The organism is Pediococcus ethanolidurans (genome assembly GCF_964062635.1).
GTDB lineage: Bacteria > Bacillota > Bacilli > Lactobacillales > Lactobacillaceae > Pediococcus > Pediococcus ethanolidurans.
This window is the reverse complement of the sequence record NZ_OZ061250.1, coordinates 1,367,162-1,382,838: the sequence shown is the minus strand read 5'-3', so window position 1 is coordinate 1,382,838 and position 15,677 is coordinate 1,367,162. Positions and strand designations below refer to the sequence as shown.

Annotated in this window: 17 protein-coding genes and 1 tRNA gene; 8 read left to right on the top strand and 10 right to left on the bottom strand. The window is 37.3% G+C overall.

Going from position 1 to position 15,677, the window contains the following annotated elements:
- Positions 1-32 precede the first annotated feature (32 nt).
- Positions 33-362 carry a hypothetical protein gene (locus AB3219_RS06830; RefSeq protein ID WP_057807232.1) on the top strand — a complete coding sequence of 110 codons (330 nt, stop codon included), beginning with the start codon at positions 33-35 and terminating at the stop codon, positions 360-362.
- A 260-nt stretch (positions 363-622) separates the two neighbouring features.
- Positions 623-695, top strand: a tRNA-Glu gene (locus tag AB3219_RS06825).
- A 449-nt stretch (positions 696-1,144) separates the two neighbouring features.
- On the opposite strand, the gene AB3219_RS06820 is transcribed toward AB3219_RS06825, so the two are convergent.
- From AB3219_RS06820 to AB3219_RS06795, 6 genes are all read right to left on the bottom strand, one after another.
- Positions 1,145-2,218 (bottom strand): IS30 family transposase, encoded by a 1,074-nt coding sequence (locus tag AB3219_RS06820; RefSeq protein WP_216763238.1) that lies wholly within the window; start codon positions 2,216-2,218, stop codon positions 1,145-1,147.
- Between the two features lie 86 nt (positions 2,219-2,304).
- A complete protein-coding gene (locus tag AB3219_RS06815) occupies positions 2,305-2,946 on the bottom strand; it encodes a hypothetical protein (RefSeq protein WP_367369385.1) in 642 nt (213 codons plus the stop codon).
- A 114-nt stretch (positions 2,947-3,060) separates the two neighbouring features.
- Positions 3,061-3,894: an SPFH domain-containing protein gene (locus tag AB3219_RS06810; RefSeq protein ID WP_216754272.1), complete on the bottom strand. Its 834-nt coding sequence runs from the start codon at positions 3,892-3,894 to the stop codon at positions 3,061-3,063.
- Positions 3,895-4,125: 231 nt separating this feature from the next.
- Complete coding sequence (locus AB3219_RS06805; RefSeq protein ID WP_057807961.1) at positions 4,126-4,458, bottom strand: toxin-antitoxin system HicB family antitoxin; 333 nt, start codon at positions 4,456-4,458, stop codon at positions 4,126-4,128.
- A gap of 193 nt (positions 4,459-4,651) precedes the next feature.
- The gene (locus tag AB3219_RS06800; RefSeq protein WP_216763176.1) at positions 4,652-6,007 is read right to left on the bottom strand and encodes a glucose-6-phosphate isomerase; all 1,356 of its coding nucleotides are present in this window, start codon (positions 6,005-6,007) and stop codon (positions 4,652-4,654) included.
- A gap of 431 nt (positions 6,008-6,438) precedes the next feature.
- Entirely contained in the window at positions 6,439-7,308 is an 870-nt protein-coding gene (locus AB3219_RS06795; RefSeq protein WP_057807957.1) for a GRP family sugar transporter, read from the bottom strand.
- 397 nt (positions 7,309-7,705) lie between these two features.
- On the opposite strand from AB3219_RS06795, the gene AB3219_RS06790 reads away from it, so the two are divergent.
- The 3 genes from AB3219_RS06790 to AB3219_RS06780 all read left to right on the top strand — a co-directional run bounded on the left by AB3219_RS06790 (position 7,706) and on the right by AB3219_RS06780 (position 10,283).
- Entirely contained in the window at positions 7,706-8,572 is an 867-nt protein-coding gene (locus AB3219_RS06790; RefSeq protein ID WP_057807955.1) for a class II fructose-bisphosphate aldolase, read from the top strand.
- A gap of 146 nt (positions 8,573-8,718) precedes the next feature.
- The gene (locus AB3219_RS06785) at positions 8,719-9,393 is read left to right on the top strand and encodes a helix-turn-helix domain-containing protein (protein ID WP_367369384.1); all 675 of its coding nucleotides are present in this window, start codon (positions 8,719-8,721) and stop codon (positions 9,391-9,393) included.
- Complete coding sequence (locus tag AB3219_RS06780; RefSeq protein WP_367369383.1) at positions 9,390-10,283, top strand: IS3 family transposase; 894 nt, start codon at positions 9,390-9,392, stop codon at positions 10,281-10,283. Before AB3219_RS06785 ends, AB3219_RS06780 begins: the two co-directional genes overlap by 4 nt.
- Before the next feature lie 91 nt (positions 10,284-10,374).
- Here AB3219_RS06780 and AB3219_RS06775 read toward each other — a convergent pair whose 3' ends face one another.
- Together AB3219_RS06775 and AB3219_RS06770 are read right to left on the bottom strand one after the other, a co-directional pair.
- Positions 10,375-11,841, bottom strand: a complete 1,467-nt coding sequence (locus AB3219_RS06775) for a HAMP domain-containing sensor histidine kinase (protein WP_216763214.1) — start codon at positions 11,839-11,841, stop codon at positions 10,375-10,377.
- A gap of 8 nt (positions 11,842-11,849) precedes the next feature.
- Positions 11,850-12,572, bottom strand: coding sequence for a response regulator transcription factor (locus AB3219_RS06770; protein ID WP_057807954.1), 723 nt, complete (start codon positions 12,570-12,572; stop codon positions 11,850-11,852).
- 240 nt (positions 12,573-12,812) lie between these two features.
- On the opposite strand from AB3219_RS06770, the gene AB3219_RS06765 reads away from it, so the two are divergent.
- Entirely contained in the window at positions 12,813-13,271 is a 459-nt protein-coding gene (locus tag AB3219_RS06765) for an NUDIX hydrolase (protein WP_216754712.1), read from the top strand.
- Here the strand turns inward: AB3219_RS06765 and AB3219_RS06760 are convergent.
- Complete coding sequence (locus AB3219_RS06760; RefSeq protein ID WP_216763213.1) at positions 13,268-13,768, bottom strand: NUDIX hydrolase; 501 nt, start codon at positions 13,766-13,768, stop codon at positions 13,268-13,270. The genes AB3219_RS06765 and AB3219_RS06760 overlap by 4 nt on opposite strands.
- Before the next feature lie 228 nt (positions 13,769-13,996).
- Positions 13,997-14,437, bottom strand: coding sequence for a hypothetical protein (locus AB3219_RS06755; protein WP_263807613.1), 441 nt, complete (start codon positions 14,435-14,437; stop codon positions 13,997-13,999).
- Positions 14,438-14,524: 87 nt separating this feature from the next.
- Between AB3219_RS06755 and AB3219_RS06750 the strand changes: the two genes are divergently transcribed.
- Positions 14,525-14,785, top strand: coding sequence for a transposase (locus AB3219_RS06750; protein ID WP_034529615.1), 261 nt, complete (start codon positions 14,525-14,527; stop codon positions 14,783-14,785).
- Positions 14,761-15,654, top strand: coding sequence for an IS3 family transposase (locus AB3219_RS06745; protein WP_318528878.1), 894 nt, complete (start codon positions 14,761-14,763; stop codon positions 15,652-15,654). The genes AB3219_RS06750 and AB3219_RS06745 overlap by 25 nt, the downstream gene beginning before the upstream one ends.
- Positions 15,655-15,677: the final 23 nt, after the last annotated feature.

Genomic DNA, 15,677 nt, shown 5'->3' with positions numbered 1-15,677 from the left:
TTGCTACAATAGAACTGTTGCGAGGTGAAAATATGGCTACTAATTCAGATTCAATCTATAACATTCTATCACAGATTCAAAAACACCCTGATCGAGCTGAAATTAATACATTAGGTTACACTAACGTGGTTCAGTTAAAATTTAGTGATCGTCTTCAAGTTGCCAATCCTGAAATTTATTTTCCAAACGAGACTTTACTCGTTGATCGTCTATCTGATGAATTCGTCGATAAATATAACGTTTTGATGGATTATTTCAACAGCTTAACCAAAAAACCTATGAAAAGTTATCACGAAGTTTGGGTGACCACTGCCCATATTCTTGATAAAAAAGTCTACATGCTTGAGCTCGCCTATGAATAGACACGATCTTAAGGCTGTTCTAGCAGATACAAAAGAGAAATTGGTCGTTTGGGCAGTAATTGCCATCCTATGTTTAGTTAGCGAAAACATTCTGAATTACTCATTTATCCCCTTTATTTTAATTGCAATATTTGTGTACTGGCTATATCTTTTTATTACCTTTGTTTATTTAACTATTTTGGAAATGAAAAAATAGTAATTGCAGGCTAGGGTGTTGACTTTACGGCTCAAATACGATAAATTAGAACAGTACTAATTTTGCCCGCTGGTCAAATTGGTTTAAGACGTCGCCCTCTCAAGGCGGAGCTACGGGTTCGAACCCCGTGCGGGCTATCATATCATCATAAAAAGACTCAAAACATTGCTAATTCAGTGTTTTGGGTCTTTTTATATATACTGGTGCAAAAATCGAAAGTACAAAGGTGACTCTAGTTAATTTAAATCACTAAAAGCAGTTTGACTGTCACTCTTCGGTTCACCAGCTGGGTGCGTGTCAAAAAAAGAGCTTGCCCTAAGTACCAGTCTGGATCTGCTGAAAGACGTAATTCAAAAGAAATTTTACTACTGCCAATATTTTTATATTAGGTTATTAAGTGTAATTAGGTACTTTCAGTTTAATAAAAGTTCACAGTTTCATCACCATTTAAATAATGAACAAATCGTAAAAGAACTTGCCGATCTTCTAGTCGATTAAATGTCGCAAATTGCAAGAACAAGTTAGCCACCCCGCAGGCGAAGTTGCGGGGCATGTCAGAATATCTATTGAAGATTGGAATAAATGATTAAGCAATGCGAGTTTTGCGAGCGCGCGCTGCTTCAATCTGAAAAGCTTTTTCAGGTGTTTGGTACTTTAAGATACGTCGTGGTAGTTGGTTGAGACGTGCTTCAACCAGGGCAACAGTCTTAGGACTAATTGTATCTAATGAATATCCTTTAGGTAAATAACGTCTAATCATGCGGTTATGAGTTTCATTGGTTCCTCGTTCAGAAGAACTATACGGATGGGCATAATAGATATCAGCAATGCCAGTTAAAGCTTCTTCCAAGGTTGTGAACTCCGTTCCATTGTCAGCGGTAACGGATTTGATCAGATCACCAAATTCAGCACAAATCCCTTTAATGGCATAGGCTACGGAGTCAGCATCTTTGCCTTCAATCAAACGAATAAAGTCAAAACGAGTTTTACGTTCAGTGAAGGTCAATAGGACACTTTCATGGCCACTACGTTTACCAACCACGGTATCAATTTCAAAGTGGCCAAATTCATTGCGCTTGTCGACACGCTTAGGTCGTTCTTCAATACTTTTACCAATCAAACGTCGATGTTTATGCGACCAGTGATGTTTCGTACGCCGTTTGGTTTTCTCAAGCAAATCAAGATTGCGGATTTCTAATAATTGCGCATCAATATAGTTATAGAGGGTCTTAGTGCAGACCATCTCTGTACGCTTAAATAAATGATGTTTGTGGGCGAAGCCAACTGCTGCATCAGGTGACCAATGATCTTGATGGAAATGATCATCAAAGTAGGCCAAAAAATTAGTAATGTGTTTGAATTTTAATGGTCGATGACAGTGCTGACGATTCATTTCATAACGAATTTGAGCTGTATCAGGAGCATAGATATTGAAGTACTGTTCTTTACCATTAATCTTCTTTACCTGTTGAACACAGCCACGTTTGAGTTCGTTATTGATAGTTTGATGGCAAACACCAAGTTCCGTCGCAATTTGACGAGCAGATTTGCCTGCAGCAAGCAATCCCGCAATTTTTCCACGTTCAATTGGTGTTAAATGATGACCCTTTGAGTGAGATATGGTAAGCTGTTCTTGCGCCAAGACGAAAACCTCTTTCATTGTTTAGTGTAGGAACTTCAATGATACCTGATTTTTTCGTCTTGGTGTCTTTTTATTTGACCATTTTTACAAGGTGGCTAACTTGATTATAAAATCTGCGGTCGATTAAATGTTTTAACCCGGTTCACACCATCATCTCGATAGGTGAAAATTATTGCATTGTTACTTTTGATGCCTACTTTTTTAAGTAACTGTTTATATCGCTTTTCACCTAATTTATCATGTAACATTTTCATATTCACACTATAAAGGTCAGTTTGACTACTTAATGAATATCGCCGAACTTCTTTTTTTATTTGTTTGTACTGCCCACTGTCAGGATTATAAAAGTAAAATCCATCCTCATATGAACTATATTTTGATTTATAAACCTTTTGAATAACTTGGTTTGTTGAAAGTGGAATAGGTGTAACGTGTTCCCGTGTATAATCTGGTTGATTTAAAAATTGAAAAACGACACCAGTACCTACAACTAGCAGTGCAAGAGTCAACACAAGATTTTTTTGAATTTGAGACCGATCAGAATAAACAAAGAACACTATCATGATGATAATCATCAATACTGCCAGAATCCATAACGAACTGATATAGAATCGTAATTGATTTGTATATGTTGTGACCCATCTACGAGTCAGCTGGTAATAATTATTGATCCTAATGTAGAGCAGCAATAACAAAATGGCGCCAACTAACCCTTGTACTAAATTTACTTTTGTTTGCGTTCGCATATGCCTTCACATCCTAGTGATAAACTACTTCTTAATGTGTTTGATTTCCTAATTATACATAAAAAGCCACCCGAATAAATTCGCAGTAGCTAATCATAAATTTTTTAACTTATCTTATAAATTATGTTTCTGGTCGTCTCTCGTTCCCAGCAATTTACCAATTACTGGGATCTTACCGAACTCGTCAGAACTGTCAGATGGCACCACAACCATGTTTGTATTTGATTTTGCTAAATCTGAAAACGCATTGATCGACTGGTTTTGAAAATACTTATCAGTTGCTTCAGCCAATCCGGCCTGCACAGTATCAATTCGATAACGTTCAGCATTGGCACGCGTTTTAGTTGCATCAGCCTCAGCTTTGGCAGTAGCCATTAAGGCATCATTTTTGGCCTTGGTAGTTAACTCAATTGACTTAGCTTCTCCTTCAGCTTTAGCAATTGTTGCCACGCGTTCACGATCGGCAGTCAACTGTTTATCCATGGCTTCTTGAATCGCACGCGAAGGCGTCAATTCATCAATGTTGATTCGATCCACATTAATTCCATAGGTGTTGGTTAAATCTCCAATTGCTAATGTCAACTCTTGATTAATTTTGGCGGTTGATCCTAATGCCTCATTTAAATCCATCCGGCCAATAATGTCACGCAAATGTCCACGAACTAACTGTGCCATGGATTCAACTGAATCGGTATTTTCATACCGATATTTCACAGGATCCGTTATATGAAAGTTTAAGGTTAAACTGGCCGAAACATCCGCATTATCCTTAGTGATAATTGAATAATTTGGTAAAGCTAAAGGCTCCATCGCTAAACTTACAGGTCTAATTTTCTGGAAAAATGGCCAGTAAAAATGAAATCCTGGTTCCACACTCCGCTTGTATTTACCTAACGTTTCAACTAACCCACGATTATTTTGTGGTACAATTCTAAGTCCAAATGGCATGTTAAAACTCCTCCGTTTTACCCGTGCATGAACCGTTCTTTCTGGTTTGCTCTGGGTAATTTTTTCATCCTGATCGGCCAACTTCTGCGTTGATTTTTGTCGCTTCTTAACTGCATCTTGTTGAGCTTTTTGATACTGATTTATATAATCACCGTTCATCGCAGCTTGCATCTGTCCCCAAAATCCAAACGAATGCGTTTGACGATTTGCCATCCTATCTCCCCCAATGGCTTAAATTTTTTGCAAGGTCAAAATATTTCCATTTGCTTCAATCACAGCATATTTTGCTTTATCATCAACCTCTGAATTATCATTAATTAAGTAACGATAATAAATTCCAGAAACCAGTACAAGACCATTGTCCATATTAACATCCGCTCCAGAAACGGTTTGACCAATTATCTGTCGATTTTCAAAACTCTTTGTACCATGATTCTCTGATAATAAACTGACAATATACATATTCACACTTTGATTAGCTCGATTTGCTTCCAAGGCTAATCGATCATACAAAGCCTGATCTAAGCGTAATAAGAAGCGTTTATCCTTTTGGTCATTCGCCAAGCCCGGTCACCTCACTTAATATCAACTTGATATCACCATAATAGTAAAGAAATTTTGCTCAAAAGTCAACCAATAGTTATTAAAATTTGGCATAAAAAAGTCCCCAAAACTATCAAATATACGAATCTTCACATGAAGAAACATTTGTCAGTTTTGTAGGACTTTTTTGTTTTTAAAGAATTTTTACAAAGCCTTATTTATCAAGGCGTTCGTTAAGTTCTTTTGTTTGTGCTTCATAGCCGGGACGGCCAAGTAAAGCAAACATATTATTCTTATACGCTTCGACACCAGGTTGGTTGAATGGGTTAATCCCGTTCAAGTAACCAGAAATACCAACGGCTGCTTCAAAGAAGTAAATTAAGTAGCCTAATGTGTAAGCATCTTGTTGAGGAATATTAACATTCATAACAGGAACGCCACCATCGTTATGAGCTAAAGTAACTCCTTGATGAGCTTTCTTATTAACTTCATCCATAGTTCGGCCTTCAAGATACTTAAGTCCGTCAAGGTTCTTATCTTCCTTAGGAATGTTCAAGTCATGGTTAGGTTTGTCAACGTTGACAACTGTTTCCATAAGGTTACGACGGCCTTCTTGAATATATTGACCAAGTGAATGTAAATCAGTTGAGAAGTTAGCTGATGAAGGATAAATACCTTTTTGATCTTTTCCTTCTGATTCACCCATTAACTGTTTCCACCACTCGCCAAAGTATTGCAATGTTGGTTCGAAATTTTCTAACAATTCGGTTGTGTAGCCTTTACGATATAAGATATTACGTAAAGCAGCATACTTGTATGCGTCATTCTTTGTAACGTCGGGATCTTTATAAGCATCACGACCATCAGCAGCACCCTTCATTAATTGATCAATGTCGCCGCCAGCAACAGCAATTGGTAACAAGCCAACAGCAGAGAGAACTGAGAAACGACCACCAATATCATCAGGCACAACAAATTCTTCGTAACCTTCTGCATCAGATTCAGTCTTCAAAGCACCTTTTGCTTTGTCAGTTGTTGCAAAGATTCGTTCCTTAGCACCATCTTTACCATATTTAGCAACTAACTTCTCCTTCAAAACACGGAATGCAATTGAAGGTTCAGTAGTTGTTCCTGATTTAGAAATAACGTTGATTGAAAAATCACGATCGCCAATCAAGTTAACCAAATCAGTTAAGTAAGTTGAGCTAATTGAATTTCCTGCAAAGAACACTTGAGGAATACCATTACGTTGTTCTTCAGGCAGTAAGTTGTAAAAAGTATTTCCAAGGAAATCAATTGCAGCACGTGCACCTAAATATGAACCACCAATACCAATTGCAACAAAGACTTCAGAATTGTTCTGAATCTTTTTAGCTGCTGACTTGATACGAGCAAACTCATTTTTGTCATAGTCTACTGGTAAATCAATGAAACCACGGAAGTCATTGCCAGCTCCTGTACCCTCACGTAATTCCTTATCTGCTGCAGTAACAAGTGGTTGCATTTCAGCAAGTTCATTATAATGAACAAATTTTGAAACAGCTGAACCATCAAACGAAATATGTGCCATTGTTTTTTTACCTCACTTTGTATTTTTAATGTTCCACTAATTTATTATACACCCGATTACTAAAATTTGAAGCGTAACCAAATTGACCCACATCAGAAATATAGATCAACTTAAATTTAGAAATTACTTTGTATTAACCGATTTATGAAACGTTTGAACTAACTCAAAAATAATAAATAACGTTAAAATCACCTTTAATAAAATTGATAAAACACCATTACCATCTAAAAGCCCAGCCCAAATTAAAAGCAAATATACAATAATTACGATATTTCTTACTGTAAATATATTTTTCATCATACCAATTTAGATGTCTTGCTAAGCAATTAATTTTAGTTTTATTAGCTAACATCTTTCCCCCTATTCACCTATATTAGCGCAAAAAATATATAAAAAAAGCAGTATTTCTACTGTTTTAATAATGTTTCATTCTATTTCATTAATCCTAACAAGGTTGAGCCAATAATAATCAAGACAGATCCAAAAATAACGTATTGCATTTCACGATGTGTTTTATGTTCACCCAACAACCAAATACTTCCAAATGTTGAAATTACAATTCCGGCCTGTGCCAAAGAATAACTAATTGCAAGACCTACGCTTGGAATTGCCAGGAACATAAAGATATTACCAATGCCCCAAACTAATCCAGTAATCATGTTTGCCCAAGTATGGCCATTTTTGAATGCTGTTACAGCTGCCTTAGAAATAAACACAAAGACAACAGCACCAGCAAACATCCCAATTGCTTGCGGTAAAATAACGGCTTTAGCATTTACGTTTGCAAAACGGACAACTAAGGTATAGCCGATATAACCAATCGTTGAGATAACAAGTGCTCGAATTCCGGCACTCATATCTTCATCTTTATTATGTTCCTTATCACTTTTATCCCGCAAAGACGTGAAAGTCGCACCAGTAATCAAAGCAATAACCGCAACAGTTCCCATTGTGATCATTTTACCGGTTGTCCACTCATGCCAAATCAATACACCAGCAAGGGCATTTCCAGCGAGCTGTAGTCCAGTTGAAAGTGGCACAGTTTTTGAAACACCAATTTTTTTCATTGAGGTAAACTGCATGCCTTGTCCAACTGCCCAAAACAAACCTGAGATAATACCTGCAATCCAAACTTTAGATGATAGCGTTGGTTGATATAAAAACCAAGTAAATACCGCAAATACAACGGCTCCCATTGTCATCCCTAAAGTTTGTTGAGGTGCCGATCCGCCCAAACGGCCTGACACAAGTCCAATACTTCCCCAAGCAATTGCTGGGATCAGTGCAATTATGATACCCATTATAAATTCTCCTTATTCTCTCTAAATTAACGTCATACCAAGACAAAGAAACATTTTAACAGGATAGTAACCGTTTTTACAAGTGATAAATTATTAAATTTAATTGATATAGTAATCTAATTAACTGATAATCGTTGCTATTAGTACACTTTAAGCTACTTATTTTTCGTACATAAAAATATTGGCCTAGTCCAAAAAACGGACCTTTTTTAATCAATTCAGTTTTTATTTTTATCTTTTATTCGTAATTTTTGAATTTCTATCACTTTCTGTTTCTCCCATAGAAGAAGGTCAAAAATTGATCTGCATTTTCAGAAACAAATGTGTTAAAATGGAAGTGTTCGTTTAATGCAACCTTTTACACATCGTTGTAATATATTTTGGGAGGATTTTATTTATGTCATTAGTTAATGGTAACGAAATCTTTGCTGAAGCTCGCAAAGGTCACTATGCAGTTGGTGCTTTTAACACTAACAACTTGGAATGGACACGTGCAATTCTTGGCGCTGCTCAAGAAAAGGGCACACCAGTTTTGATCCAAACTTCTATGGGAGCTGCTAAATACATGGGCGGCTATGAACTTTGCTTAAACTTAGTTCAACAAACTATGAAGTCAATGAACATCACAGTTCCAGTTATCATGCATTTAGACCATGGTAACTACGAAGCTGCTAAAGAATGTATCGAAGTTGGTTACAACTCTGTTATGTTTGATGGTCATGATTTACCATTTGCAGAAAACTTAGAAAAAACTAAGGAAATCGTTAAGTTGGCACATGCTAAGGGTATGTCCGTTGAAGCCGAAGTTGGTTCAATTGGTGGAGAAGAAGACGGTATCATTGGTGAAGGTGAATTAGCTGATGTTGAAGAAGCTAAACAAATCGCCGCAACTGGTGTTGATTACCTTGCTTGTGGAATTGGTAATATCCATGGCCAATATCCAGAAAACTGGAAGGGCTTGAAGTTCGAACGTCTCCAAGAATTAGCTGACGTAATTTCTACTCCACTTGTTTTACATGGTGGTTCAGGAATTCCTAAGGAACAAATCCAAAAAGCTATTTCAATGGGTGTTGCAAAGGTTAACGTTAACACTGAATGCCAGATGGCTTTCGCAGCTGCAACTCGTAAGTATATTGAAGAAGGACATGACCAAAATGATATTAAAGGTTATGACCCTCGTAAATTACTTGCACCTGGTACAAAAGCTATTAAAGACACAGTTGAAAGCCGTATCGAATGGTTCGGTACTCCAGCTGCTAAATAATCTAGCTAATATCAAAACAGAAATTCAATCGAATTTCTGTTTTTTTGTACATTAAAATAAAAGCGACGTTGAATTTGCGATAATCCCTTTGTGGTTGTCAGATGAAATAATATAAATCATCTGATAATCATGGAGGGATTTTTATTATGCCCAGATCTAAATATACAGCATTGGAAAAACTAACAATTCTAGAAGAATTCAAGCAAGCCAATACATCTTATGCAGCATTTGCGAAAACATTTAACATTGGCGCAAAGTCGTTGAAGCGTTGGCAGACTCGGTATGAGCGTGATGGTATCGAAGGGCTTGAAGAAGCACGCCAAAATAATCATTACTCTAAAGAACTTAAACTAACAGCCGTTCTGGCGTACTTGGCTGGAGAAGGAACTCTTGAAGAACTAACAATTAAATTTGGTTTACATTCACATACACAACTACGTAACTGGATTTCTAGGTATAATAGGGATAAAACTGTGACGGTGTCACCGTCTAGAAAGCAGGTCCCTACTATGAGCCGTAAGACTACCTTTGAAGAACGGATTGAAGTTGTAGAGTATGTTACTAAGGACAAACACAGCTATTCTGAAGCTGCAGAACATTTTCAAGTATCTTATCAGCAAGCTAGATTGTGGGTACGCAAAGCTGAGTCCAACGGTTATCCAGCTTTAATGGATAATCGTGGACATCGAAAGCAACGAGATGAACTAACGGAAAATGAACAGTTAAAACTTGAAATTCGCCAGCTTAAGGTCCAGCTCAAAGAGAAAGAAATTATAGAGAAATTCGCAAAAAAATTGCAGGAACTTCAGCACAAGGGGTGAAAAAACAACATCGACTGGCCTATCAAGCAATTAAGGATGTCAGTCAAGAGGATCGGGGCTCGTTATCGGTACTTTTAAGCGTTATTGGTGTAAGCCGCCAGGCTTATTATAAGGGGCTCAACCGTGAAGAAACAATTTGGGAAGGCCACGATAAGAAACTCAAAGAACGTACCAAATATTGGTTTAATTTTCATCATCAGGGTATTGGTGCTGGAAATCTTCTGACTAATCTACAGCAAGACGAAGAAATTGACTTTTTAGTGACCTTTAAGATGGTGCGGCGGGTCATGCGAGACCTTGGTATTCATTGTCAAATTCGAAAGAAAAAACACAATCGCATCAAACAAAATGAGCAATATATTCAAGACAATTTACTGAACCAGAATTTTGAAGTTAGTGCACCAAACGAGGTTTGGTTGTCTGACTCAACAGAGCTTTCGTATGGCGTGAATGGTGAGTATAAAGTACGTTTAAGCGGCGTATTAGATCTCTATGGGCGTCGATTACTATCGTACAATCTCAGCGATACCGAGACTAGCTCAGCTGAAATACAAGTCTTTCAGCGGGCGTTCGTAGCCGCCGGTGACGTTCATCCACGTATCCATACGGATCGTGGATCAGCTTATACATCGGGGGCATTTAACAATTTTTTGAACCAATTTGAAGTAGAACGAAGCATGTCTCGGCCAGGTACACCATATGACAACGCTCCAATGGAACGTTGGTGGAATGAGTTTAAGCTTCGCTGGATGGATCATCATCCAATGGCCAAGACGTATAAAGAGCTGGTGAAACTCGTTGAAGATGGAATTGAATATTTTAACCATCAAAATCGTTCGGCACAAAGAAATGGCCTCACTCCAGATGAATACTGGAATGAAGCCATTTAGGTAAAAACCAAAAATTTATATTATTTCAACTGTCAACTTGACAGGGCCTAGTGCAATTATTTTTCAACGTCGCTTTTTGCATTCATAGTTATTATTTCAGAGATTTATTTTCATTTTTGGGTTCTTCATAAGGTAACTGCACAGTAAATGTGGTTCCCTTACCTAACTCACTAGCAACACTAATCGTTCCCTTATGTGCTTTCACAAGTTGATGAACAATAGCCATTCCTAGCCCTGATTCACCATATTTCGTATTCTTCCGGGAAGCATCAGCTTTGTAATAGCGTTCCCAAATATTTTTCATTTGATCTTCAGACATACCAATACCAGTATCGCTAATTGAAATGATGCAATTCTTATCAGCATCATTGCGAGCTGTAATCGTAATAGTGCCACCGGTTGTAAACTGAATTGAATTTTGCATAATGTTAAACATAATCTGCACAAAGCGATCATAATCCGCATAGACCGTTACTTTATCAGAAACTTGCGTAATAAACTGATCTTTAGCTTCATTAGCTTTCTTTTGCAGCTGTTCAACTAAATTATTCACCACTTCGTGAACGTTGATTTCATGCCGATTCAAGATAATTTGATTTGTACGAATTTTTTCGTAATCCAGATTATCATTTACCAATCGAATCAACCGTTTGGTTTCATTGCTCATCAACTGGAGGCTTTCTTCTCGACTCTCTTCTGGAATTGCATCATACGTCAAGCCCTCTAAAAGCCCATTAATCGTTGTTAGCGGCGTTCTCATTTCATGCGCTGCATCCGCCAGAAATTCCCGTCGTCGTTGTTCTTGGCGTTTAATTTCCTCATTCGAAGCCTTAAGCGATTTAGTCATGTGATTGAAATCAGATGCCAAACCATCAATTTCATCATTTCCCTTAGTTGGAACCGTAATATCAAAGTTTCCTTCGCCAATTTTATGTGCGGCTTTTCGAATGCGATCAATTCGCGAAACAGAATATTTTGCTAATCCGTAAGCAATCACAATCGCTGCTAAACCAGAAATAAGAAAGGCGATCAATAGATTATGTTGAATTTTTCGCATATTAGACTGAATATTGGCTACCGGAGACCCAACGGAAACAACCGCAATAATTTCGCCACTTTCATTACGATAAGGCTTAATAATATCAGTCATTGATTGCGTCCGGCTGTTACCTGCTTGATTAAAACGGCGATCGGATTTCGTAGTTAAGGTTTCGCCAGCCTTTAATTTGGTCCACTGACTCTTACTTATGTTTGGTGAAATTCCTGTTTTGGGATACGCAATCGTGTTTTGTTTATTATAAATAGTGAAGTGAATGGATTGATTAGCCAAAAGTCGCTCACTATTTTCCAAACCTGCCATTTGAATGCCTTCAAACTCACCATTAGAATTAACCACAATTGATTGTTGAAAAACACTGTCAGCATAGCTCTCAAGTTGTTTCCATGTGTCTTGATAAACCATTCGATTGGAAAACTGAATAAAGGCCAAACCAAATATAATTACGGTCGTAAAAATAACCGCAAAAAAGGCCAACATTTGCTGATACAGGAGTTTCAATTTCATACTTAGTTCTCCTTACTATCGTCGAACTTATAGCCGACTCCCCAAACTGTTTGAATGACTTGTGGTCCAACTTTTTCTATCTTTTGACGCAGTTTTTTAATATGCGCATCAACTGTCCGTTCGTCCCCATAAAATTCATAGTTCCAAACTAGTTGTAATAACTGTTCACGAGAAAAGACTTGTTTTGGTTTCTGTGCCAATGTTTTCAGCAAATCAAATTCTTTAGGTGTTAAATCCGGAATTAATTTGCCATCCAAGTAAGCTTCTCTAGTTGAAGAACTTAGTTTAAAATTACCGGTTTCAACATCATAATTTGTTTGTTGCGTATTCTCTTCATCGGCAGAATTCGTCGTCCCCATCTGTGCACGACGATGAAGGGCCTTAATTCTCGCAATCAAAGTAATCGGACTAAATGGTTTCGTTACATAATCATCTGCGCCCATTTCCAAACCCAGCACTTGATCACTTTCAGAATCACGTGCCGTTAACATGATAATTGGCACTGTTTGCGAAATCTGGCGAATCTCTGAGCTGACCGCCATACCATCCTTCCCAGGAAGGTTCAAATCAAGGGTGATCATATCCCAATCATCAGGAGCACTCTTAAACATTTCAACAGCTTCATTCCCATCATAAGCAAAGGAAGCATCCCATTGTTCTTTTTTGAAAAACATTCCCATCATTTCAGATACTGATTTATTGTCTTCGATCATTAAAATTTTCATACGTACCCCTCTTTATAAATTTCTCCATGATCCTAGTATAATTCAATCCTTGCATTAAACCTAGGAACGTTTTAAATTTTTTAATAAGTTCTGATCTTTATCATATCGTTCCTATATTAAGTTTAAATAAAACGTTATTTATCGAAAACAAGTACGGTAACTACTCAAATTTTTTGAACTAAATTTTAATTATTGAGGTAAACTTAAACCGTTACTCACTACTGAAGGGAAGTAATTCTTATGAATCCTGATCTAAATGATATTGTTTTTTCTAAAGGAAAATTCAAATTTAACGTGCGGGCTGCCGGTTTACTTGAACATAATCAGAACTACTTGGTTTCGGAAACAACCGATCCTCAAGCGGATTTTGTCTTTATTGGTGGTCGCGTGAAATTCGGTGAATCATCTCAAGATGCCATCCAACGAGAATTCTTTGAAGAGCTTCACATTCATGTACAAGTTGAACGTCTGTTATGGGTTATTGAACATCAAATGCCCTCTCAAACGGAAAGTTTTCAACAAATTGTTTTATTATATCTATTAAAAACCAACGATAAGATACCTTCTCACACCAACAAAAAAAGACCGCTGGTTTGGCAATCTTTTTCAGAACTAAAATTAGCTAACCTAAAACCGAATGTTTTTAAAGACTACGATAAACTACCTGAAACCATTCAATACTGGCAAGATATTTCTTAAAAAACTGGTGTTTGTAAAACTTTCCATTCGGAAAAAACTTGATCTGTTGGTTCAAAACTAAAATTATTCTCTATAATGGCTTTTGCCTTTAACACTAAAGGAGAAGCGTTTTTTTCGTTTAAACTCGCTGTTGATAACAATTTTGCTCCCATGGAGTCTTGTCCCACAAATTGCGCAACTTGTTCGGCAAGATTGCCTTGCCAAGTTTCAATTCGATAGAAAACACAAATATGTTGATTGTATTTCCATCTTTTATAATGCCAAGGATACTTAAAACTAATTGTACCAAGCTGACTAATCTTTTGAGGCTGTAAATGCGTTTCTTCCTTAATTTCTCGATAGATTGCTTTATCCAATGATTCCCCATCTTCTAAACTGCCACCGGGTAAATCATAACGATTAATATACGGACCCCCATTTTTCTTAATAACTACTAACTTGTCATTACTGGCAATAATGCCATAAACCCCAAAAGCCCGATGATATTTTTTAGCCATGTGTTCTATCCTCCCTCAGTTAACAACTAGATATACTGATTAACCAAAAATAACGTCGTAATCACATAAAACCTACTTCAATTAGCTACAGAAATGGAGCTCATGCTTGAACGATCAGTCTCTATTGTAAAGAAAATAAAAAAAGATCCTTCACATTTATCAAACAAATTAATACATAGTCTATTTGATAACACGTAGAGGAATATTGCAACTCTTTGTACGTTCGATTTACATTTTATGTTTACTTATCAACTCATACTTAAAAGTCCAAAGCGTAAACACAGAGAATAATAATATACCCACAATTACTGATACGAAACTACCATTCTTTCCAGATGTTTGTGGTAAAACGCTTGATTTACTAGAAATATCTTTGTTAGAAGTACTTTTTATCGTACTAGTTTTACTCGCTTTTTTAGCAACAACATTCTTTTTGTTTGTCGTGCCTGTAGGATTAGCATTTGTAACGGACTTTGTTTTATCTGCCTTACTATCCGCTTGGGCATCATTCTTATTATTCGAAGATGTTGAAGATGTTGAAGATGAATCATCTATGCTATCAAGGCCAACCCAATCAGAAGATTCCATTGATTTTGGAAACGGCGTTCTGCTCCATCTGATTACGTGCGTTTTCTTGTTTTCTTCCATATAAAAACTTGGGTCTCTCATTGTGGCACCTTTTTCAATACTTTCTGGACTTAGGATGAAAGTGTGGACACGATTTGATAGAATTTCTACTAGAGAGGATCGTGTCTTATGAGCAAAAGAAAGAGATATTCTGTCGAATTCAAGAAAATGATCGTTCAGCTGTATGAAAGCGGGACATCAGTCACTGATCTTACCAGCGAATATGGGATTGCCAGTGCCACCATTTATAAATGGAATGATTTGTACAAGAAAGATAATGATACCGGGGTCTCCAAGGCCGACTTATTAGAAATGCAGGCAAGAATTACCAAGCTGGAAAGTGAAAACGATATCCTAAAAAAAGCATTAACCATATTCGCAAAAAAGTAAGCATCAAAGATTGGCAGTCAGCTATTAAAGTAACGGCATCAGCGCATAGCGTTAAAGAAGTCTGTCAGACGTTGCACTTATGTCGATCAACCTACTATCAGTACCAGCACCAGACTAAGCCCGAACAGTTTAAGCGGCGCCAAGTTTTATACCAGCAAATCCGACGCATCTACTTTGATCATCGGCGGGTTTATGGCGCTCCTAAAGTTCACGAGGAACTTTTACGTGAGGGCTATCATGCCAGTTTGAAGCTGGTTCAAAAGCTGATGCGACACCTAGGCCTCCGGTCAATTGTCGTCAAAAAGTGGCGCTATGAGCACAACAACTATATTGACCAAATGACCTACCCTAATTTGTTAAAACAAGACTTTAAAGCTGTCAAACCTAATCAAAAATGGGCTGCTGATATTACCTATATTCCGACCAAAACTGATGGGTGGTGCTATCTGGCAATCATCATGGACTTGTATTCTCGCAAAATTATCGCTCATAAATTAAGCCGACACATGACAACCGAGTTGGTTGTCAACGTACTTAATCAAGCTTGTGAAACTAGAACTGTCAAGGCTGGTTTGATTCTGCATACTGATTTGGGCAGCCAGTATCGAAGTACTGCCCTTGAAACAGCATTGAAGCAACACGCTATCCGGCACTCTTACAGTAAACGTGGCTATCCGTATGACAATTCTGTGGTGGAGTCATTTCATGCCAGCTTCAAGAAGGAGGAGGTTTACCAACGGACTTACAAAGACTATCATGAAGCCAATTTGGCTCAATTTAGTTACATTGAAGGATTTTATAATTCTCGGCGGATCATTAGTGCCGATGGCTATTTAACTCCAGATGAAAAGGAACAATTAGTCAGTTAGAAATTCTACGTAATCGTGTCTAA